General features: G+C 56.9%; 16 protein-coding genes and 1 pseudogene. 11 read left to right on the top strand and 6 right to left on the bottom strand.

The features are described from left to right. Positions 1-64 precede the first annotated feature (64 nt). From IMCC3135_RS15975 to IMCC3135_RS35705, 7 genes and pseudogenes are all read left to right on the top strand, one after another. Positions 65-1,216 (top strand): Gfo/Idh/MocA family protein, encoded by a 1,152-nt coding sequence (locus tag IMCC3135_RS15975; protein ID WP_088918535.1) that lies wholly within the window; start codon positions 65-67, stop codon positions 1,214-1,216. A gap of 3 nt (positions 1,217-1,219) precedes the next feature. Continuing rightward, entirely contained in the window at positions 1,220-2,389 is a 1,170-nt protein-coding gene (locus IMCC3135_RS15970) for a dihydrodipicolinate synthase family protein (protein WP_088918534.1), read from the top strand. After that, positions 2,386-3,204: a sugar phosphate isomerase/epimerase family protein gene (locus IMCC3135_RS15965; protein ID WP_205738073.1), complete on the top strand. Its 819-nt coding sequence runs from the start codon at positions 2,386-2,388 to the stop codon at positions 3,202-3,204. Before IMCC3135_RS15970 ends, IMCC3135_RS15965 begins: the two co-directional genes overlap by 4 nt. Before the next feature lie 9 nt (positions 3,205-3,213). Continuing rightward, the gene (locus tag IMCC3135_RS15960) at positions 3,214-3,513 is read left to right on the top strand and encodes a hypothetical protein (protein WP_088918533.1); all 300 of its coding nucleotides are present in this window, start codon (positions 3,214-3,216) and stop codon (positions 3,511-3,513) included. Further along, positions 3,510-4,700, top strand: coding sequence for a glycine C-acetyltransferase (locus tag IMCC3135_RS15955; RefSeq protein ID WP_088918532.1), 1,191 nt, complete (start codon positions 3,510-3,512; stop codon positions 4,698-4,700). The genes IMCC3135_RS15960 and IMCC3135_RS15955 overlap by 4 nt, the downstream gene beginning before the upstream one ends. After that, the gene (gene tdh, locus IMCC3135_RS15950) at positions 4,697-5,746 is read left to right on the top strand and encodes an L-threonine 3-dehydrogenase (RefSeq protein ID WP_236994791.1); all 1,050 of its coding nucleotides are present in this window, start codon (positions 4,697-4,699) and stop codon (positions 5,744-5,746) included. The genes IMCC3135_RS15955 and tdh overlap by 4 nt, the downstream gene beginning before the upstream one ends. Positions 5,747-6,105: 359 nt before the next feature. Further along, positions 6,106-6,189: pseudogene (locus IMCC3135_RS35705) on the top strand (L-serine ammonia-lyase, iron-sulfur-dependent, subunit alpha); the annotation flags it as partial. Here the strand turns inward: IMCC3135_RS35705 and IMCC3135_RS15940 are convergent. After that, positions 6,190-7,131, bottom strand: coding sequence for a LysR substrate-binding domain-containing protein (locus tag IMCC3135_RS15940; protein ID WP_205738072.1), 942 nt, complete (start codon positions 7,129-7,131; stop codon positions 6,190-6,192). It lies immediately after the preceding pseudogene. Between the two features lie 104 nt (positions 7,132-7,235). Between IMCC3135_RS15940 and IMCC3135_RS15935 the strand changes: the two genes are divergently transcribed. Next, a complete protein-coding gene (locus IMCC3135_RS15935) occupies positions 7,236-7,937 on the top strand; it encodes an SDR family oxidoreductase (RefSeq protein WP_088918530.1) in 702 nt (233 codons plus the stop codon). Next, positions 7,937-8,146: a DUF6552 family protein gene (locus IMCC3135_RS35510; RefSeq protein WP_418251426.1), complete on the top strand. Its 210-nt coding sequence runs from the start codon at positions 7,937-7,939 to the stop codon at positions 8,144-8,146. Before IMCC3135_RS15935 ends, IMCC3135_RS35510 begins: the two co-directional genes overlap by 1 nt. Positions 8,147-8,361: 215 nt before the next feature. Here the strand turns inward: IMCC3135_RS35510 and IMCC3135_RS15925 are convergent, their stop codons facing one another. The 5 genes from IMCC3135_RS15925 to IMCC3135_RS34100 form a co-directional block, all read right to left on the bottom strand. Further along, positions 8,362-8,724 carry a GFA family protein gene (locus IMCC3135_RS15925; RefSeq protein ID WP_088918529.1) on the bottom strand — a complete coding sequence of 121 codons (363 nt, stop codon included), beginning with the start codon at positions 8,722-8,724 and terminating at the stop codon, positions 8,362-8,364. 375 nt (positions 8,725-9,099) lie between these two features. Beyond that, entirely contained in the window at positions 9,100-9,324 is a 225-nt protein-coding gene (locus tag IMCC3135_RS15920; RefSeq protein ID WP_088918528.1) for a hypothetical protein, read from the bottom strand. 72 nt (positions 9,325-9,396) lie between these two features. Continuing rightward, positions 9,397-9,822 (bottom strand): DUF3010 family protein, encoded by a 426-nt coding sequence (locus IMCC3135_RS15915; RefSeq protein WP_088918527.1) that lies wholly within the window; start codon positions 9,820-9,822, stop codon positions 9,397-9,399. 244 nt (positions 9,823-10,066) lie between these two features. Beyond that, the gene (locus tag IMCC3135_RS15910) at positions 10,067-10,498 is read right to left on the bottom strand and encodes a GFA family protein (RefSeq protein ID WP_088918526.1); all 432 of its coding nucleotides are present in this window, start codon (positions 10,496-10,498) and stop codon (positions 10,067-10,069) included. Positions 10,499-10,823: 325 nt separating this feature from the next. Next, positions 10,824-11,129, bottom strand: a complete 306-nt coding sequence (locus tag IMCC3135_RS34100; RefSeq protein ID WP_157736026.1) for a hypothetical protein — start codon at positions 11,127-11,129, stop codon at positions 10,824-10,826. A gap of 84 nt (positions 11,130-11,213) precedes the next feature. On the opposite strand from IMCC3135_RS34100, the gene IMCC3135_RS15905 reads away from it, so the two are divergent. Both IMCC3135_RS15905 and IMCC3135_RS15900 read left to right on the top strand, forming a co-directional pair. After that, the gene (locus IMCC3135_RS15905) at positions 11,214-19,106 is read left to right on the top strand and encodes an OmpA family protein (RefSeq protein ID WP_157736025.1); all 7,893 of its coding nucleotides are present in this window, start codon (positions 11,214-11,216) and stop codon (positions 19,104-19,106) included. A gap of 1 nt (position 19,107) precedes the next feature. Next, positions 19,108-22,317, top strand: a complete 3,210-nt coding sequence (locus IMCC3135_RS15900; protein WP_088918524.1) for a hypothetical protein — start codon at positions 19,108-19,110, stop codon at positions 22,315-22,317. Positions 22,318-22,319: the final 2 nt, after the last annotated feature.

Here is a 22,319-nt window from a genome sequence, read left to right as displayed (position 1 = left end):
GACAACGACGCGTATTGACACAAGCGGTGCCAGCGCACTGGCACTACCACTAGAGGATCACACTATGACGCAGCAACGCATCGGTATCATCATGCACGGAGTAACCGGTCGCATGGGCATGAACCAGCACCTCATTCGATCGGTACTCGCCATTCGAGACCAGGGTGGCTTACTGCTGCGCGATGGCAGCCGCCTGATGCCCGACCCCATCATAGTCGGACGCAATGAAAACCGCATTGCCGAGCTGGCCAAAAAGCACGGCATCGAGCGTTACACCACCGACCTGGCAGCCGCCCTTGCCAACCCCGATGACACCATTTTCTTTGATGCAGCCTCCACGCAGTTGCGTCCTGAACTACTGCGCCAGGCCATCGATGCCGGCAAACATATCTATTGCGAGAAACCCATTTCCGAAAAGCTGGATCAGGCTCTGGATATTGCCAACTACGCAAAGTCCAAGGGCGTCAAGAACGGCATTGTGCATGACAAGCTCGACCTGCCTGGCTTGATGAAGCTCAAGCGGCTGCGCGACAGTGGTTTTTTTGGCAAGATTCTTTCGGTGCGGGGCGAGTTCGGTTATTGGGTCTTCGAAGGCGACTGGATGCCGGCTCAACGACCCAGCTGGAATTATCGCGCTGCCGATGGCGGCGGTATCATCTCTGACATGCTGTGCCACTGGCGCTATGTGCTGGACAACGTCTTTGCACCGGTCAAGGCTGTCTCCTGCATCGGAGCCGTGCACATTCCCGATCGCTGGGATGAAAACGGCGAACACTACAAGGCTGACGCCGATGATGCTGCCTACGCCACGTTCGAACTGGAAGGCGGCATCATTGCCCACATCAATTCCAGCTGGTGTGTACGGGTACGGCGCGATGATCTGGTGACCTTCCAGGTCGATGGCACCCTCGGATCAGCGGTGGCCGGTTTGCACAGCTGCCGCAGTCAGCACCGCGTCAATACACCCAAACCAGTCTGGAATCCTGATCAGCCACAGACCATGAATTTTTTCGACGACTGGGAAGAAGTACCAGACAACCATGAATTCGACAACGGCTTCAAGGTGCAGTGGGAGCAATTCCTGCGTCACGTGGTTGAAGATGGCCCCTGGAACTACACGCTGATGGAAGGCGCCAAAGGTGTACAGCTGGCAGAGCTGGGACATCAGAGCTGGAAAGAGCGTCGCTGGATCGATATCCCGTCACTGGAGGATTAATACATGTCTGTCACTATAAATCTTCCAACTGCCGGGGGTGGTCTGCAGGCCCTCTCTCTGGTAGCAGGCCCGGCGCCTGTTGCTGCCAGCGGTCAATGGAATCGAATCGGCTACGCAGCTGCCCATGTTGTCTGCGACCCATTGGCGGATATCGACCCCTGGATCGATACCGCCGTGGACTGGGATCGGACGTTGGCTTATCGTGAATACCTGTGGAGTATCGGCCTGGGTGTCGCCGAGGCCATGGACACCGCTCAGCGCGGCATGGGTCTGAGTTGGGACACTTCACTGGAGCTGGTACAACGCAGCATGGAGATTGCCAAAGCCGGTGGGCACCTGATTGCCAGCGGTGCCGGCACCGATCATCTCGTGATCACACCGGCTACCACCATCGATGATGTCATTGCTGCCTACGAGTTTCAGTGCGAGGCAATCGAAGCCACGGGCAGTCGCGTGATCCTGATGGCATCGCGTGCACTGGCCGCGGTGGCATCAGGCCCCGAGGACTATGCCAGGGTCTATTCCCGGGTGCTCGCAGGCTTGAAACAGCCAGCCATTTTGCACTGGCTGGGAGAAATGTTCGACCCGGCTCTGCAAGGCTATTGGGGCTCTGACGATCATATGATCGCCATGTCCACTTGCCTGGAGGTACTGCAAGACAACGCCGCCAACATCGATGGCATCAAGATCTCTCTGTTATCGGCAGAGAAGGAAATCCATATGCGCAACCACCTGCCAGATGGCGTCAAGATGTATACCGGTGATGACTTCAACTATCCGGATCTGATAGAGGGGGATGAACAAGGCTTTTCACATGCCTTGCTGGGTATCTTCGACCCCATTGCCGGTGCCGCTGCACGGGCACTATCGGCGCTGGGTGCCGGCGACAACGCAGCCTTTCGGGCAGCCTTCGAACCGACAGTGCCGCTGTCACGGCATATCTTCAAGGCCCCTACCCGATTCTACAAGACTGGTGTGGTCTTCATGGCCTATCTGAACGGCCACCAGGACCATTTCACCATGGTTGGCGGACAGGAAAGTACGCGCTCCACCGTACATCTGGCTGAACTGATGCGTCTGGCCAATGAGGCGCAACTGTTTACCGACCCGGAAGCAACCGCGCGTCGCGCCCATGCCGTGTTCGCCGCTCGGGGCGTGGAGATCAACTCATGATCACCCCTGACAGATTATCGCTGAATACGGCTACCGTCAGCCGGCAGTGGAACCTTGAACAGGCAGTGGAGGGTTGTCTGCGCCACGGCATTGGTGGCATTGCGCCGTGGCGTGACAAATTGCATGAAGCAGGTGTCAATGCAGCAGCTCGCATGATCCGCGATTCTGGTTTGCAGGTATCCGGTCTGTGCCGGGGCGGCTGGTATACGGCGGAAGGGGCACTGACCCCTTCTGTCATCGAAGACAACGAGCGCGCAGTTGATGAAGCCGTTGCCATCGGTGCCGCCTGCCTGGTCATGGTGGTCGGTGGACTGGGGCCTGACTCCAAAGACCTGGTTTCTGCGCGCGACATTGTCACGCAAGGTCTGAGCAAGACGCTTGATTATGCTCGAACTGTCAACATGCCCATCGCCATCGAGCCACTACATCCCATGTATGCAGCAGACCGGGCCTGCGTCAATACGACAGCCCAGGCTCTGGACATCTGCGACCAGCTGGGTACAGGCATCGGTGTCGCGCTGGATGTCTATCACATCTGGTGGGACCCTGATATCCAGACGCAGATAGCACGGGCGGGCAAAGAGCGCCTGCTGGCCTTTCATCTGTGTGACTGGCTGGTTCCAACGACTGACATGCTGAGTGACAGAGGTATGATGGGCGATGGCGTCATCGATATTCCACACTACCGCAGTCTGGTGGAGGCGCAGGGTTTCGACGGGCTCAACGAGGTTGAAATCTTTTCCGCAGAGAACTGGTGGAAACGCGATCCTGATGAAGTGTTGCAAGAGATCATCAATCGCGCCCGGCAGTGCTGATTGTTCCTCATGTCAACGGCATGGCCCGACTGTTTGTCGGGCCATAAGGCAGCTACGTTTTGTCTCATCAAGGTTAATATAGGCGCTTACTACATCACCAGGGCGGTAGAAAACCTGCTTCATCAGGTCAGCTTCGATCAGATCGAACTGACGCCGGAACAGGCAAAGCGTACACTGCTTGCAGGCATTCCCGCTATCATTTTGCGTGAATCCTCCACACTCTGGATCCTCGGTGTTGAACGCAGTCGTACCCGTTTTCTGGTTGAGTGGCTGAGTGGTCTTACCCAATCTGTCGGAGAGAACCCATGACCCATGATTTCATCGCACACCTTGCTGGCGAACTGGCTGGCTTGAAGGAAGATGGTCTTTACAAGACCGAGCGCATCATCAGCAGTAAACAAGCCGGGACCGTATCGCTGCAATCGGGACGCCAGGTTATCAACCTGTGTGCCAACAATTACCTGGGGCTTTCCGATAATCCGGAGCTGATCGAGGCGGGTCGCGAAGCACTGGCTCGTTACGGCTATGGCATGTCATCGGTGCGCTTCATCTGCGGTACTCAGGAAGAGCACACGGTGCTCGAATCGCGCCTGTCATCTTTCCTGGGCTTCGAGGACACCATTCTCTATTCCAGTTGTTTCGATGCCAATACCGGGCTCTTTGAAACCATTCTGGGCCCTGAAGATGCGATCATTTCAGATGCACTGAACCATGCCTCGATCATCGATGGCGTGCGCTTGTGCAAGGCCAAGCGCCTTCGCTATGCCAACTCTGACATGAGCGATCTGGAAACGCAATTACAAGCGGCCAAAGACTGCCGGTTCAAACTGATTGCCACAGACGGCGTATTCTCGATGGATGGCTATATCGCGAAGCTGGGTGAAATCTGTGATCTGGCAGAACAATACGGTGCGATGGTGATGGTCGATGAAAGTCACGCAGTGGGCTTTATGGGCAAGACCGGACGCGGCAGTATCGAACATTGCAACGTCATGGGTCGGGTCGACATTGTCACCGGCACACTGGGCAAAGCGCTCGGTGGGGCATCAGGCGGCTACACCAGTGGCAAAAAGGAAGTCATTGACTGGTTGCGTCAACGTTCACGCCCGTATCTTTTCTCGAATACGCTGGCTCCCGTGATCGCGCAAACGTCCATCAAAGTGCTCGATATGCTGGAAAGCAGTACCGCCCGTCGTGACCGGCTGATGGAGAACGCCACGCACTTTCGTACTCGCATGTCAGAGGCCGGATTCGATCTGCTGCCAGGTGAGCATCCGATCATACCGGTGATGCTGCGTGATCCCAAACTGGCACAGGAGATGGCCGCACTGCTGGATGAAAAAGGCGTTTATGTTGCCCCTTTCAGCTTTCCTGTTGTGCCCCGTGGCCAGGATCGGATCCGTACACAAATGTCTGCGGCACACAGCCGCGAAGAGCTTGATCGTGCCATCGATGCATTCATCGAAACAGGCCGTCAAATGGAGATCATCGAATGAGCAGTAGATCCAGTAATCAGATGAAGGCACTGGTCAAATCCAAGCCGGAGGCAGGCATCTGGATGGAACAGGTACCAATTCCGGAAGTAGGCCCCCGTGATGTCCTGATCAAAGTAAAGAAATCCGCGATCTGCGGCACCGATGTGCATATCTGGAAATGGGATGAATGGTCGGCCAAGGTTGTGCCTGTTCCCATGGTGGTGGGGCATGAATTCTGCGGCGAAATCGTCGATTGCGGCGCAGCGGCTTTCAAATACCAGGTCGGTCAGCGAGTCTCAGGCGAAGGTCATATCGTCTGTGGCGCCTGTCGCAACTGCCGTGCAGGTCGTGGACATCTTTGCCGCAACACACAGGGCGTCGGTGTAAACCGGCCTGGTTCATTCGCAGAATACGTCTGTATTCCAGAAAGCAACGTGGTACCCATTCCGGATGATATCTCTGATGAAATCGCCGCCATTTTCGACCCTTTCGGCAATGCCGTGCACACAGCTCTGAGTTTTGATCTGGTGGGCGAAGACGTGCTGGTCACCGGAGCAGGTCCCATCGGCATCATGGGTGCCTTGGTGGCGCAGAAGGTCGGTGCACGCAAAACTGTCATTACCGACATCAGTCCTTACCGCATCGAACTGGCAAAGCGCCTGGGTGTTCAGCACGTCGTCAATGCCGCAGAGCAGAACCTTGCAGAGGTCATGATTGAACTCGGCATGACCGAAGGCTTTGACGTTGGCCTTGAAATGTCGGGAGCTGCGCCTGCAATGCGCGATATGATTGACAAGATGAACAATGGTGGAAAGATCGCACTGCTTGGCATCGCTCCCACTGAATTTGCAGTCGACTGGAACAAGATCATCTTCAAGATGCTCAACGTCAAGGGCATCTATGGTCGTGAGATGTTTGAGACCTGGTACAAGATGATTGCACTCGTACAATCGGGACTTGATCTCACAGGCCTGATCACGCATCGCATTTCGATTGATGATTACGAGAAAGGCTTCGCTGCCATGCTCTCGGGTGAAGCTGGTAAGGTTGTCATGGACTGGGACTGATTCCACACTCAACACCAGTAGTAAATTGTACGACTGCCGGCCTCTATAGCCGGCAGTTTGCGTTTGGCGACAGTCGTCGGCGCCTGCTTGACAATCGCTGCTGCCGCCGTGAAAGGTGTCGCTGATGCCATCGGTGCGGCAGATCTCGGACTGTCTGCCAAAGTCTTTCCTTCCAATCAATGGAAGGCGTATTGCCCGGTGGATTAGGCATCAAACGCAGAGCACATTCGATTCACCAACAGTTGCTGGTGGAGCGTGGTCATATAACCTGGTACAACCGCATTCCGAGAATGACTGGCTAGCCATCTAACGAACAGATTGAGAACGCCTCAGAGATTGCACTGAAACACCACCTGGGCATGACCTGTGATCCAGCCGGTGGACTCGTTCAGATACCGTGTATAGAACGCAACGCGCTTGGCGCCATCAAGGTGTCCGCAGCCTCACTGACCCTTAGAGGCGACGGCAGTCATTCGAGCACTGCCAGACAGCTCCAGACAAGCATCTCCCAGCGACATCAACCATTTTCGAACCAGATCTACCGCTGGTGGTCGGGACTCGGCTTTTCGTGCCAGAAGGTAGAAATCTTCCACACCTGTGTACACGCCATCAACCACTTGAACCAGTTGTCCAGACTTGAGATCACGCGCAATCAGAAACTGGCTCACCAGGGCGACACCCTGCCCGGCTAGAGCTGCTTCCACGCTCAAGCTGGTTTGACTGAAGTGAAGGTTACGACGTATTTTGGCGTTGGATTTGACACCCATTTTTTTCAAAAAATCCGGCCAGAGATTATGTGTGTCGTGTAGTAACGATAGTTGATCGAGATTGCTCTTGGTAATGGGTAGTGATGTGCTGGCAACCAGCTCGGGGGAAGCAACGGCAACGATCGATTGTCGGAACAACAGATCCACATCCAGTTGTGCGCCAAACGGTGCTCTGCCTTGGCGTACAGCCAGATCGATACCGTCACTATGAAAACTGAGCACCCGCTCGGTCGACAGAATCCGAAAATCGATCTCTGGATGCAAGGCGGTAAACTGCGATAAATTGGGAATCAACCAGCGCGAGGCAAATGTGGGCGTGACGCTGATAGTGACTCTCGCCTCTTCTGGCCTGAGTAGCAGGGTAGCTGCTCGCAGGCGGGCAAACGCCTCACTCACCTCCTGATGATAACCGTGCCCCATCGAGGTGAACGAGACCCCTCTGGCGCCTCGCTCAAATAAACGCACGCCCAGTGCTGCCTCAAGCCCCCTCACCTGTTGTGCAATAGCCCCCTGAGTTACATTCAACTCATCTGCTGCCGCTCGAAAATTCAAGTGCCGCCCGGCAGCTTCAAAAGCCCGCAAAGCATTCATTGGTGGAAGATCATCTGAACCAGACAATAGTTTTTCTCCTGTCAGCTTGCAAAGTTTCTTCATTGTAAACAATCAGAATAGATCGTAAATTATCACTCAACAACAACAATATTTATTTTTGAGTAATTATCATGACTGTAGAAAAAGTAGCTCTAGTGACAGCAGGTGGATCAGGTTTGGGGGCGGCAGCGGCCCGCCGCCTGAGTGCGGACGGGTTTCGCGTCGGCATTCTTTCATCTTCGGGCAAAGGCGAGGCTCTGGGCGAGTCGTTGGGTGGTTTTGGCGTCACCGGTTCCAATCGTTCCGTAGAGTCGCTTAAACGACTAGTCGACGGCGCTATAGAAAGGTGGGGTCGGATTGATGTACTGGTCAATTCTGCCGGTCACGGTCCAAACGGAACTGTGCTCCAGATGAGCGACGAAGACTGGCACGAAGGGCTTGAAGTCTACCTGCTCAATGTTATCCGAGCGTCGAGGTTGGTTACACCCTATATGCAGAGCCAGGGCGGCTCGATCATTAATATCTCCACATTCGCAGCATTCGAACCTGACCCACTCTTCCCCACATCAGGCATCTTCCGAGCCGGTCTCGCAGGCTTCACCAAGCTCTATGCCGATCAATACGCAGCCGAGGGTGTGCGAATGAACAATGTCCTGCCAGGCTTCATTGACAGTCTGCCAGAAACCGAAGAACGACGTGCTCGGATACCCATGAAACGCTACGGGCGTACTGAAGAAGTGTCATCCTTGATCTCCTGGCTTGCCTCTGATGACGGTGCCTACATGACCGGGCAAAACCTGCGTATCGACGGAGGCCTGACACGTGCAGTCTGATGTGGCGATACCAGCGGCTCGATCAGGGCGCACAGCGTTCATCATCAAGTGGGTTGCTTCGGTTTGACTGGACGCCGCGGAACGCCTGTCTGTTTCTTGCAGGTGTTGCAAGGTCGTTCGTTGTCGGCGTACTTTGGAATGATCGAGCGCTGATGCTGATTCACGCGATTGCCCTTATTGCCATGCTCGCAGGATTATTGAATCGATGATCAAACCACGCTCTTTCTGCAATTTATTGAGACGAGTGTCGCGGGCCCAGATGGAGTGGTATCTTGATAGCATCATTGCGGCATATCACACTTGCATATTAACGACCCTCCAGCTCTGCAGATCTCACTAGCCGACCCTTGAAACGTCGTTCTTTTCAAGCTTGTAAAAATATTCTGTTCTCTGAGCACATCGATAGAATTGCCTGTCTTTAGTTTCACTCCATCCCAGCCCCAACCGTCTGGCGAACCGGGATGCCTTCATAATCAAATTCCTTCAAACAGAAGATATTGACTCCGTAGCTGTCAGGGGCAACGCGCTTGTTGTGGAATGTATAAATGCCACAAACATTGCAGAAAAAATGGCGAGCAGTCATCGTGTGAAATTGATATTCGGTAAGCTGCTCTTCACCAGTCAAAAGCTTGAAATCACTTTCATGTACTTTGACCATCACCGCATTCTTGAGGCGACAAATGGAACAATCACAAGTCGTAAGCTCCTCGAAATCACTGGTTATTTCAAACTGAACCGCGCCGCAGTGGCAACTACCAGAGCACTTCTTACTTGATCGATTGTTCATTGTGCGTCAATTTTTCATGAGTGAGCTTGGAGCCAGATAACCTGCTTTTTTCAACATTCCGAGCGACGGGTATTGACCAGATTCCAGCGGGTCAAGAACGTCGGTGGTGAAAGAAGTGTAGTCACTTTGTAGCCAGCGACTCATCTCAAGTAACTCTATCGAGGATCGCCGCCAGGACTAAGCTTCAACTGGCAGCCCAACATGATTCGGAACTCAAGATAGACGGAGTCATGCTGAACACCACATGACCCCATTTCTTCAAGGCTACCCCAGCTTCTCAGATCCACGCCCGATACACATGCGGCGAAGCTCCATCAGCTGCTGCTTTTCAGAAGCTACAGGCCTTAAGCACCTGTAGGCAGCCGAATATTCAACCTAGGTTGCCTGCAACTTTTCAAGTTGTTGCTTGCCGCTGTCAGTCAGACCACTAAGATTAATGGTCTTGATGCGGCTTCCTGCGGAACCACGAGGCTTACTGTGTTCAACCAATCCGTTATCGATAAGAAATTTCCAGTCATCATAGTCAGACTGGTTGTCGCTGATATTTACGATGCCGGTAAGCACTTCGATGAGTAAGTCATGCAGTCGATCATCGTTCATTGGTTTACCCTTCAAGTCGTGGAATTGGCATGCCAGAGAGGCATGTCGAAAGCATCTGACTGTAGAAACAGATTAGATGGTCAAACAGGCCGCATAGGCTGTTTTGAATGCAACCTCCTGAAATATCTTTAGTTCGGTTTCAGAGAATTTGATCCCAGCAGGATTCTCTGCCAGAACTGAATTGATCTGCGATGGTTGCATCAGTGTGACGTCCAGATCTGGTATGAGTTGCAGAGCAGCCTCTAGTTTGAAACTGATAGCACCACCAGCAAATTTGCCCTTGGGCATGCGCTCTCTTATCACGACTTTATCGACGCTGTACTCGCTCATGAGGCCCGCAAAATCCAACTGGAACTGGCGTAAGTCTTCACGCGTATGCCCCTTTTTCAGCACCAGTTTCCGTACCCGACATTCGGGCAAATTAAAATCACCATTGCCCTTTACAAGCAAACAGATAACCGCTTCGCTACCCGTTAAATCAACACCACAAATTCTCATACTCACCTTTTGTTTGGAGCCTTCAATACATCTTCATAGACCCGACAAGGATAACGTTGTTCAACTAGAAGGTCGAGACGCGATAACACCTGACACCAGACTTAAAAGCACTACCAAGGTCCGAGACCACCTGAAGCCCATTTTGATTCTGGATAGTCACAATGGGATTTTTGGCGTCCTCACTCCCACTAACTCATTGAAATTACGAGAAAGCCACATGGACAGCCCTATCCAGATAAGCTATCTACTCTGGCAAAGTCTCTCCAGAACCACCCATCTCGGCTGGAAAGTCCTTCATTTTGGGCAAGCCATCCTTTATTCGCAAAACAGCAGACTCGTAATTGACATGAATGCCGGGTTCAAATTCCAGGGTTGGCAATATGGCGGCATAGACATCGGTGAAATCTCCACCCGGATGTACTGACATCACATGGCCGCCGCATTGCTTGCAATACTTGCGTTGACTGGCGTCGGTTAACGCAAAATTGGCCAACTGCTCAGCGCCTTTTGTAACCTTGACTTCATCCTGCTTCCACAGCGTAAAGGCATTGACAGGACCAGCGCTCCACGCTCGACAATCCTTACAATGGCAGTAGCCCATGGCAAACGGTGCACCGCTTACAGTGACTTCAACTGCGCCGCAAAAACACTGGCCTGTGTGTTGGTTGGATGACATGATTGATTTACCTCAAGTGTTCATAGTGTCGTGACAGTGTATACACAAACTGTTGCGATATCGTTGCCATATCAGGGCTGCTGGTCATTTTCATACGCCTTGATGCGCACTGCTCATAGACCATTGACTAGTTGTCAGCTCAACAGCGTGGAGTGTACTTTCAGGATTGGATTTTTATTCGTAACTTTATTTTCGAATCCCGATCAGGAGTGGATCCATGCCGAAAGTGGCCGGAGTCCCGTTGGTATCGCTTTTCGACGCAATTGATAGCGTCAACCAAGCCTTGCCTGCACCCATGTCGCGCTTTGTCGAACGTTTTGTTGCGTTAGAGCTGGAGAGTCGTACCAGCGATGGCGCCTTTATCCATACCGGGCGCATCCAGTCCCTTGATGTCGCCATTGCCGGACAAGATGTCGAGTCCTTTGATCTGCCGTTCGGCAAGTTGAAGATCCCGATGATCACTAGCGGCGTGCCGTTCCGTCTGGCGTTCCGCCGCTCGGCGGTGAGTGACGATCAGGAACCCGGTGCGCAAGCCTGGCAGTTCGATCTCATGTTGGGCGAGTTCGAGTTGGAACTGGAGCAACTGGTCGGCGCTGACTTTGTCGCAGAGAGCGGCACTACGCCGCGCCATCTGGCGCCCAAGCCCGGCAACCCGCCTGCCGCGATCACCGGCGCCGCGGCGCTTCGCTTCGAACGCGCAGGCTCCGACCTTCCGGTGGTTACACGCTTTATTGATGCGACCGGTGGTGGTGATCCTTTTGTGCCAGACGCCCCGATGGGGGCTGTCACCAGCGTCTCGCTCGCACCGCCGCATGTCCTGATCGGCTCGTCTCAGTTCGGCCTGACGGTCAAGAACGTGCTCTTCGACTATTCAACCGAGTTTTCACCCGCCTTCGTTCTGGAGCACGGTCAATCGGCAGATTGGGTCGGACTGGCGATTGAGGAGGTGGCGATCTATTGCCCTTCTAACGCGGTCGGTAAAGGCGGATTCTCACTCTCGGTGCGCGATCTTTTGATCGGAGATCCAGCCGGACTGCAGGCACAGATCGAGGTTCAGTTTGGCTCATCACCCCTTAATCCGGCCACCTTTGTCTTCACGCAAAATGGCAGCAATATCACCTCGGGTTTTGACTTTGATAACGGCACGCTGGAATTGCAGGCTGCTGCCGATGAGGCGGTGGAGCTGACGGTCAATCTGGCAGTCCCCGCACCACCCGCGGACAGCGACATCTTGGACTACGAGGCCGAGTTTGACTTTCCCGGATCCACGCCACAAACCGGCGACAGCGCCACTGGATCGGTTGTGCACGGCGATGTCATCAGAATCACGCCCATCGAGGTACTCGGCACGGCAGCCAGCCCCCGGCGACTGCGTAAACCTGCCTTCACGGTGCGAATGGTCACCAGCGGGACGGCACCACGTGTGTCTGTGCAAATCATGGGATCAACGCTGAGCGATGTTGTCGATCTGACCGGGCCCATCGATCAGATCACGACCCTGACACTTGAGGCCGCCGCACAACCACCCGATGTTGCCGCAACCTTCGAATGGAGCTCATCCACGCTGGGATTTCAGCGCTCAGGAGCGAGCCTGCCGATCAGCGTTCCGGCTGAGGCGCGGGGCGTGCACCATATACTTCTGAAGCAGACAGGCGGCGCACAAACGTCGCAAACCCGCATTCGACTTCGCCTGCGCGAGCCGGACGACGGCGCCCTGCTGATTGGTTGCGAAAACGGCATCTTCGATGCGACAAACCCGGTAGTGCCACTTGCTCCGACGCTGGTTCTCGGGGTCTACGATCTGGCAGCCTTCCACGAACACGGACGGCTCGATGGAGCCAATGCGATGGGATTCATCACCGGAACAACGGTGAACATCCCGCCCGGCACCATTGCCGAGGTTGCGCTTATCGAAGGAGGTACGCCGGTCGAAGGAGATACGCCGGCAAGTGTCATCAATGATGATCGCCATGTTCAGGTGCTCTTCCACTTCGACGAGAGCGACCCCCAACACTGGGGGCCTGCGAAGCCCCTGAATGAAATCAATAGTGTTCTTCATGAAAGCCTGTTGGTCTGGGCCGCAAACTACCCCGGCGCTAAGTTCGTCGTGATCGGACGCTGCGACGATGTCGGCTCGGACGGCTACAATGTCAGGCTGGCCGGACGGCGACGAGATGCAGGAATCCATCTTCTGCGCACCGCAGCAGGCTCGCAAGTCGCTGTAACAGGAACGGTTGAGGGACACCAGGAGCAGAACCTTGGCGGACTCGACGCGGCGACGAAGGCCCTCGTGGAGCCTGTGGATGCGGAAGCCTCGGCACGCCTGATCAAGGATCCGGACGTGGTCGATCGCAGCACCTGGTCGAAAGATGCTGACGGCAACGGTCTGCGCAACAATGCAGCTCCAGACCCGTCACTTGAAAACATTCGAATCAATTACCGCCGGGTGGATATTTACGCCGTCGGCGGCACCCCCACACCTGACGCCATTGTCGAAACCACCGGTGCGCTTGCCCCGACACGCAGGCAAGTATTGGTTCCTGCCGCGGGCCGCGATGTCCTGCCCGCTGACAACGATGACGCCAACGCCGATTACCGAGTACTTTTGAAGCTTGGCTGGGACCGGCCGCGCTTCTCTGGCTGGGAAGACATCGTCCCTAATCTTGCTGAATTCGAATACGCCTGGACGCCCTCGTCCGCGGATGGTGTCAGCACGACGAGCGAGGTTCTGTCGGTCTTCGGCAAGTGGATTTACGACGACCTGACGGGCTTCACCGAATTTCTTGTCGGAATCGAATCCGAAGGCGACCCTGACGGGCTTTTCGATATCCAGCAAAGCAATATTGTCGCGGCACTGACCTTCGGCCCCATGCTGGCCTCGGGCGTTGATTTTGATACAGCGGCAGTGGAATCGGGTGTCAGGCTGGCCGCCATTGCGGCCATCACCGGATTTGCCGGTGTCGATTTTGGAGGTGGTGGGCCCTTGATCGGGACAGACTCGAAATCTGCCTTTACCAAACTACAGGCAAAGGCGCAGACACGAACGATCGCAGACCCGCTGCAATCCTACAAGGTCCAGATCCTCACCGACTATTCCAACACCGTGCATGTCAACACCGGTGCTCTGGGCTTGCGAACCGATCCCGATCAGCCGATGAAGATCAAGTACACGGATGTCGGAATCGAGTTTGACAATACTGATCCCGATGCCCCGTTTATCGAAAAGATCGGACTGGCACAAAGCTCGACGTCAATGTCAATCGAGGACTCCGGGCTCTGGAAAATTACGGGTCCGCTCGGACGGCTTCTCAGGATCACAGAATTCAAGATGGGTACCGGATCGCTGTGGTTCGAGCCGACGCTGGCTGTCGCCATCGATATCGGCGTGGTCGAGATAAGCGAGGCCTCGTTCCGTATCACCTTCAACACTGATGCCAACGGTAATCTGGACGGTGGTCCCGAATTTTCGCTTCGGGGGCTAAAGGCGGCAGTGGACATCCCCGGGACCATCAAGGGCGAGGGCCGGATCAAGATCGAAGACAACGGTATTTTGAAGGCCGGTGTAGACGCCACGTTGATCCCGCTACAGATCCGTGGTGCCGTGGCCCTTGCAGTCGGCATTCCCGACGATCCACCGGATTTTGCTCCATCACTGTTCCTCAGCCTCTATGCCCGCATCCAGTTCCCGGGTGGCATCCCGCTTGGAACCCTGCCATTGGCGATCCACGGCTTTATCGGCCAGGTGGTTATCAACGGTACCCGCGATGTCGCTGAAACCGAGGATGTGGTTGCGCGCGAAATTGGCTGGTGGCGCAAAGACCCCGAAGACAAGTACAAGCCGAAGAAGGGTCAGTATGCCTTCGGCCTGGGCGTTGTCGTGGGCACCCTGCCCGACGCCTCCTTCTCGTTCTCGGTAACCGGTATGGTCGTTGTCGCTTTTCCCGATATCGAGGTGATATTCGGCGTCGAGGTCAACATTCTTTCAGTGCCCGACAAGAGCGCAAAGGACAAAAAGGAAGGCCAAAGCGCCTCGATCACAGGTCTTGTTGTCATTAACGAAGAGGCGGTGACAGTTGCCGTGTCAGCCTCCTACACCATTCCCGGCCTGCTCAGCCTCCAGGTGCCGTTCAGCGCCCATTTTCCGGGCTCCGGTGCCGGCACCTATGTCCGGATCGGCTCCGACAACGGACCGGGCCGAGCCGGAGAGCCGGTGACGATCACCTTCTTGCCGGGCGTTCTGGATATCAGCGTTTGGTCCTACCTGATGGTCGAAGGTGGTGGCCTACCCGCCTTCGGACCTAACCAGGATTGGAACTTCGACGGCTTCTCCATCGGCTTCGGTGCGGGCGCGGGCTTCGAATGGGAAGCCGGACCATTTGAGCTGTCGGTGTCCGGTGCAATTTACGTCGGCATGGGTACCGATCCCTTGTTCATCAAGGGCGGTCTGTATCTCAGAGGATCTCTCGATCTGGTGATCATCTCGGCTTCGGTTGATGCGGCCATCGTGGTCAGCTACTACGACCCGCCTGGGCCCGCGGCCCCCATTGTCGCCCTTGAAGAAGCACGTTTTTGCGCCGAGGTCGATTTTTTCTTTTTCTCAGTCAGGGGTTGCATCACGCTCGACTTCGGTAGCGCAGCCTCTTTCGAGGCGCCTGACCCCGAGCCGCCCGTCGCCTCGATTAGCCTGACCGACCGGCTGAATGTCATCTCTGGAGAGGCGACGACCGGCACACCACAGGGCGCGCCGATCTACGACTTCATTGAAATCGATGGACAGTCCCAGAACCAGGGCGTTCCGCCCGAGGACAACCACACGGTCTGGCCCGACACGGTGCTGGTGCTTAATTTTCGCCACTTTGCGCAAGATGCCATTCCGGACGGTGCACAGTTCGATCCCGGAACCCAGCCGAGCGGTGAACCCTGGTTCGGCTCCAACCGTCTGCGCTATGCCTACCGGCTACTCAACGTGCGACTTGTCAGAGACGATGACGATACCCCGGTTGCGGATCCGACAGGTGCTCCACTGTTATCAGTCTGGACCCATTCACCATCGCGCGCCGCCGACGACACCTCGGGTAACAGCGGCGCTCCACCATCCGGAGCCGAAGTCACCCACCTGCAGCTGTTAAACCTTGAACCTTCCGCCTGGGCACAGAGCACAGCGGGCGGCGGAGAAGGCCAACCGGGCGACCCGGCAGAGATCATTCGCCGTGTCTGCGACCCTGTACCGCCACCGCGAAGGGGCTGCCTCACAGGCGCCGCGGCGCGCATTCTTGCACCCAGTGTCGCACGGCTTCGCCGGGTCGGATCACCACCGGGCCCCTACCCCAGCAACTTCCAGGGCCTGTCCCGATCCTTTGTCGCGGTGGGTGACGAGGAGGCAATCGGCAGCGAGCTGGTGTCACTTGTCAGCTCCTTTGGTGCAATCTTCGAACCGGGCGTGCATCGTGCAGTGCCCACCACCGGTCTGGAGACTGGAGTCGTCAGCGAAGGGTATCAGTTGCCCAGGCTTCTGCGCGCCAGCGAAAGCGCCCTTGTACCTTTAAGTCTACCCTGGAGAATCGAACTGAACCGTGCCGTTCAGACCGGCACGCTGACTTTGCTGGTCTGCGACAGCGCCGAGACTGACGACGGTACCGATAACGAGGGTTGTTATGAGTTCAAGGACCTTGCCATCGGCAAGCAGGGCGAGTCCTTCGATCTCCCCCCCTTCACTATCTCGGCCATACAACGTCCCAATGCACAGCGACGAAACTCTCTGCAGGCAACGGACCGGATCGATCTGTCGAACGCGCTGAATCCGGTTTTTGGAACCGACAACAAGACCGACGTTCTGATCAGCGATCCCGGGGCTACGATCAAGCTTAAACAACCTTGCCATGCACTTGAGTTGCATTATTTCAAACCCAGTATCGGCAAGTTGATACTGCGCATCCATCATGCCGATGGCAGTACAACTCAAGTCGTGATGGACACTCCCGCCGCACGTCCGGCACAAGCCATGCTGCAATCGGCCAGTGGCATCGTCAGCGTCGAGATGCTGACCGACGGGCTCAAACAGTTCCACCTCTATCGCGTTTGCTGCAAGAAGCCCGGTCAAGTGCCTCCGGACAATTCACGCGATTGCATCGATTTTCGCAAACTGCCCAAGGACATCGTCAATCGATCGAAGTTCGAACATGGCGGCGTGATCTTCCAGACACTCGATGCCTCTCAGAAATTCTCACTCAGTGACGCGGTGGACATGCGTCCCGATCCGGATCGGCGGGGACAAGACGGCATCGGTGATATTCAGCTACCACCCAGCGGGGCGCGCGTAACACTCGCAAAAGGCTGTCGCCAGCTGGAAGTCTCCGTCATGCTCGGCGCCAGCGCCGTCAAGGTGACCGGGTTCAACGCGGCCGGTAACGCGGTGGCAAGCGTAAAATCCACCACCGTTCAGGGTGTAGGCCAGATGCTCACGCTCAGTGCCAAGGAGCCGATCCTGTCGATTGTGATCGAGGGAGGATCAGGTGAGGCCTTCCTCTATCGCATTTGCTGCCAGTTGGATACGCCCACGGGCCCGGCGAACCGCTGCATTGCACTTGGCAAACTGAAGTTACGCGATACCGTCTCGGAGGTACGCCACGAAGGCCTCGTGTTCCGCGATCCGCGCGCCGAGGCTGTGCTCAAATCTGTACCCGCGAACGACCAGCACCCCGGGGCCTTGGCTTACGACAAGGAGGGGCTGGAGATTGCACTGCCTCGCAGTGCCACCGAACTAAGTCTGCATCTGCTCGTCGCAAAGGGTAGCTCCTACCAACTCGACGCCTTCGATGCCGAGGGCCGCAAAGTCGGCGGCGAAGGGGGCGAGGCGCCTGGCAATGAGCTTCGACTGAAACTGACAATGAAACTAAGGGATAAGGCCATCACGCTGATTGAGATACGCAGCAAGGGCGGTGGCGCCTTGGCCGAGATCTGCATCAAGGAAACCGGTGTAATCGACCGTCTCCCTATTCCGATCCGTCTTGGGGTCAGCATTGCAGATATGGAGAATACTGCAGTTGCGAGCACGCTGCCCGAGGTGCGCGGTCGCACACGGGCCGAAGGCGGAGACGGACGTGCCTGGTCGCCACAAGTTATCTCTACTCATCCGCAGAAAGATGGCAGCCTGTGCCGCGTTGTGCGCTATCAGATGCCGGGCATCCCGCAATCCATCGACGAAATACGCGTTCTGACTCGTAGTCCCGGGCAGAGCGTCACCTTCATCGGCCTTTGCGCAATCGACGAGCGAGCCGCCCAATGGCACGCCCGTGACGAGCTCATCCGTACCCAGATCGGCGAAACAACGGGCGGCGGCGATGGCTCCAGTCCGACAGACACTGGACGGCCCATTGTGCTCGATCCCGACACGACCTATCGAGTCGAGATCGACTGGGCTTTCCAGAGCTGGATAAGCGAACAGGAAGATGAGCAACCGCCGGCAACGCCGCCTGCTGCAAACTGGCAACCCGGTCCGATGCAGCTCTTCCGCTTCCGGACCGCCTCCGAAACAACCACGATCCCGACCCGACAGGATGGCCCGAACGAGCATCTCTTCGATCCGCGCGATCTTGATCGCTACCTTGCTGAAAGTGCGCCTGCGAACGGTGCTATCGCCCACTTCACCGGCGATCCGGTCGTTTTCCACTTCTTGCATAACCACGTCTTCAACCTGGTTGAACGCTATGGACGCGGTATGGAAATCGAGGTACGCCGCACCGACCCCGAGCCCCAATCGGGCGGTACGCTCTTGAATGCTGCCGCGACACCACTGACAGGCTTGATCGGCCTCTTCAATATCCCGTTCGAACTGATGACGATGGCCGATCAGCGCATCACCGATGCAGCACGCGAAGCACCTTGCATCGACAGCGAACGACCGGTCGGCGGCACCTCGCTTGCCGGTGTCTACCCTCTGGAGCCAGATGTCTTCTACGACGCCAATCTTTGGGCCGTGAAGTCCGGGGACAGTGGCGATCGAATAATGATCAGCGCCGCCAACTTCCGTACCTCACGTTACGTTGATCCCGAGGAGATGATCATGGCACTGGGCTGCGACACCGACGGCAACGTGGCGCCCAGTCCGGCTGCTGAGCTGATCCTTGATACAAGTGCCGTACTGCCCTCAGTGCCCGCAGCTGCCACGCCAATCGGGTCCGAGCCGCCGTCAGATCGCCTGTTCGACGAGGCGATGAATGCGATGGGTCTGGGCACACTGGGTCTTCCCGATGGCCAAGCACGCCTGTTCCAGCTTTGGGAACAAGGCAGTAGCGGTGCCATCACCCCGGCTGGCTTCCTTATCGATGCGCTGGAGCCCTTGAACCGTAAGGCTCATGTGCTCAGTGGCTCCGAGGTCGTCATTGTTGATCGCTGCCGCCTGCGCGAGGGCCGCTACGGTGGCGTAGAGCTGCGGGTCGCGCGGATCAACCGCAACAGCACCCGTGTACTTCTGCTGCCGGTCACGCCAATTCGGGCGAACGTCGATCCAGCCAGCTTCGAGCTGATACTGGATACCAGCGATGGCACACTGACCGGACGCCGCCAGATGCGCACACGTCCGCTGATGCTCGATCTGGAGGGCTTCTGAGATGACCGAATTTGCGAACCCTGGCCTTCTGAATCTGCAGGCGTTATATGTCGACAAGAGTGACAGCCACGCCCGGGAAGGCGTGCATGTCCGCGTTGCGCATCACCCCTTACTCGGCCTGCCCGCAGCTCCCTTCGTGTTGGAACGTGCGGATGTGCGGGACAGGGATTTCAAGCAACTGAATCATCGCACTGATGCCGTATGGCGTAGCAAGGCTGGGAATATCCTGCAGCCGCCGTTCTCGATGTCACAGGGTGACGAGGTTGTAGTAACGCTGCCCAGCGTGCCGACAGTCACAGCGCTCTGGGCTGAAATCATTGCTGACCCGGGATCGCCGCTCACGTTCCGCACCGCCATGCAGGTCAAAGCCTTCGTCCGCTCCGCCAATGATGGCCTCAGCGCGCTGGGCAGCCGCTCGGAACCCCCTTTCGCTTTCTCGGCCCCCGGTCTGGTCAGTTTCGTGATCCGTGGCAACGGCACTGTCGTCGGAATTCGCTGGATCGATGCCGAGCGCCCGCAGAAGCTCGGGTGGCGCGTGATAGACGTCCTGAACCTGCCGCATCCCGGTGGTTCTCGTTACGTGAGCCTGTCGAATTGGGAGCAACTTTGCGCCAGCAGGCTGCAGAGCCAGACCCCTCAGCGTCGCCCGATGCAGGATCTATCCAGCGCCCTGCCACGCTTCAGCGCACCGGGGCACAATAGCGCACAAGAGTTCAAACGCGTCCAGACCCTCTTTGACGGTCTCAACAAACCACTGGATGAGCTGATCACCGGCCCGGTGCCGCAACATGAACATGTCACACGCCATACGCTGACGAACGCGACAGGTGGGACAGTCTTGCCCGATGGCACTGCCGAGGCCCGGGTGCCGACTCTGGGACTGGTTCTGCAAGGACAGGTTGACCCGGGCAGCGGCAGCTGGATGGGCTACAAGACACTGGATCAGGACAATACAGGCGACTCGGAGTATCGCCTGAGCCTCTATCGTCTGACCGCCTACTTTCCGAACCCGACCGATCAGATCATGATCGAAGGTGGAGTGCTTACCACGTTACTGATCTCGGCGGCGCGTGCAACACATGGACTGTCGTCACATACCGAACTTTTCAACCATTTCACCAACCTTGTCAAAGGCTGGCTGGGCGAACGTGGAATCGAAGCAACCTCGGCTCTCTCGCCCTTCTCGGGCTTCGACATGGGCGCACTTGCCGTTGCCGATTACCTTGCCCCACTCGATCCGCTGACACCACCTTCCCTTGACGTACCACGGCATGTCAACTGGCTTCCGGCCCGGATCGGCACACCCATTCGAGTGACAGAGACCGGCGTAAACGACGTACCTGTCGCCGGAGCCTTGACACTGCAGATGCGCCAGCCTCCCGCAAGCGGTATGTGGCGTGCGCTCAACAAGGACAAGAATATTGGTCAAGGCATCTGGCGGACACTGATCCTGCCTTCCCCACCCAGCGAAAATCCATCGGCCCCAGCACCGATTGTTACAACGCCTGCCCAGGCGCTGATCACCGACAATCGCACCGGGCCGGATGATTTCACGCTCCATGCGGCCAATATGGATCGCTTCGGTCGCTATTCCGACTTCGATGTTGCAACCGGCAAGGCCGGACCAAGACCCAAACCACCGCGCCCTGTATTGCTCGGTAGCTATCGCCAACCTGACATCTCCACAAATCTGTCATTCGGGCGAATCACGGCAACCGTGCCGCTGCCTGAAGAGGCGGCCCTGGCGCCGGGAGCTTTCTCTCTCCTGCGCGCCCAACTGACGGTACGCGTCGACGGGGCTGCTTTCGGGCCTGTCCAGCTGCTGCCGGTTGCTGGCGCTATCTCGATCCACCCGAACACCAATATTCCTGGCCAAAACGTCCCGGCAGGTGAAGATCAACGAGGTGTGAGGATCACCTTCGACGGTCCGGCAATCTCGCGCACGCAGACGCGCAAACTCGAGATAATCGCCGTCTGGGTAGATACCGCAGCGCAGATCTCGACCCCTTCCGAGCCGCTACGTCTGTCAATGGTCGATCCTTACCCGCCGACACAGATCCCGATCCCGGATGTTCTGGATTACGCCGCCCGACCCGATGCAACCGGCACAGCGTGGGTGGAGCGTGACATTCCCGGTAGCACGGCGCAGCGCTATGCGATCTACTATGCAGACGAAAATCGGCTGCGAGATCATCTGCGCAATTCCGCTGACAGCGCGGACACCGCCTTGCTGGCAACCCTGGTCGCCGAACCTGATCCGGCGGTACGAGCGGGCGCATTGCGCACAGCGCAGGAGCGTTTTCCGGCGAGCCTGTTTGAACGGCTGGAAGAGGCGATCGAGACTAGCCCGACGCTGCGGTTCCGTCACGGCCTGCCGGGCACCTTGCGCATCCTGAGTGCCTACAAAATCGCCGTTGAGTCCGCTGCAAACGCTGCCGGGCCCGATCTTACGACGCTCGACACGGTCTTCTATGGCGTACCGAACAGCGATCCACCGGCCAGACCGAGCATCACAGTCCGTCTCGTGCCAGCCACCTCGGGCGAATCCGAGCTTGTTGCCGAAGTCACCGTTACGCTGCGTCCTGGCATGAGCGAAGGTTCGGTTGCCCGCATCCGACGTACCCGCTCCGGAGTGGTCGATCCGATTCGCAATCCGATCATCGCCACGATTTCAATGCAAGCCGTGGATCCAGCGACGGGACTACAGACTGCAATCTTTCGTGATGTGGGCACAGCACTTGTCGCCCCCGCAGCCCGATTGGCAGCCTTCGTGAACTACGCCTGGCTCGCTGAGGTACAGGGCGCTCCAGAACCGGGTTCGATGGCCGCAGCCTCCGGCACCGTACCGGGCCTCTGGGGTCCGCCGAGCGCACCCACAACGCTGACCATCGTACCCAGAAACGGACCGGTTGCACCGACCTTGCTGGGCGGCAGCAGCACACCCGCTATCGGCGGACGGCGTAATATCAGAATCAACTTCAGCTACCCGATCGACTTGACACCCGGATCATCCGGCCCCTGGCTTATTCGCATCGAACGCGCCTTGCCCGATCAGGGGCTCACCCTCATCAGCGAGGAATCAGCATCGGCAGGCACGCTCTTCGTCGTTGAGAGTGCAGCAGGTGAGGTTCTGCCATCGGGTACCCGCTACCGCTTACGTCTGATTGATCCTGTAGGGCGTGAAAGTCCTGCCATCGAGCACATCATCTGAAG

Origin of the sequence: Granulosicoccus antarcticus IMCC3135, from assembly GCF_002215215.1 — a bacterium.
GTDB lineage: Bacteria > Pseudomonadota > Gammaproteobacteria > Granulosicoccales > Granulosicoccaceae > Granulosicoccus > Granulosicoccus antarcticus.
The sequence above is the reverse complement of the archived record's forward strand: the minus strand, read 5'-3'. Positions and strand labels throughout refer to the sequence as shown.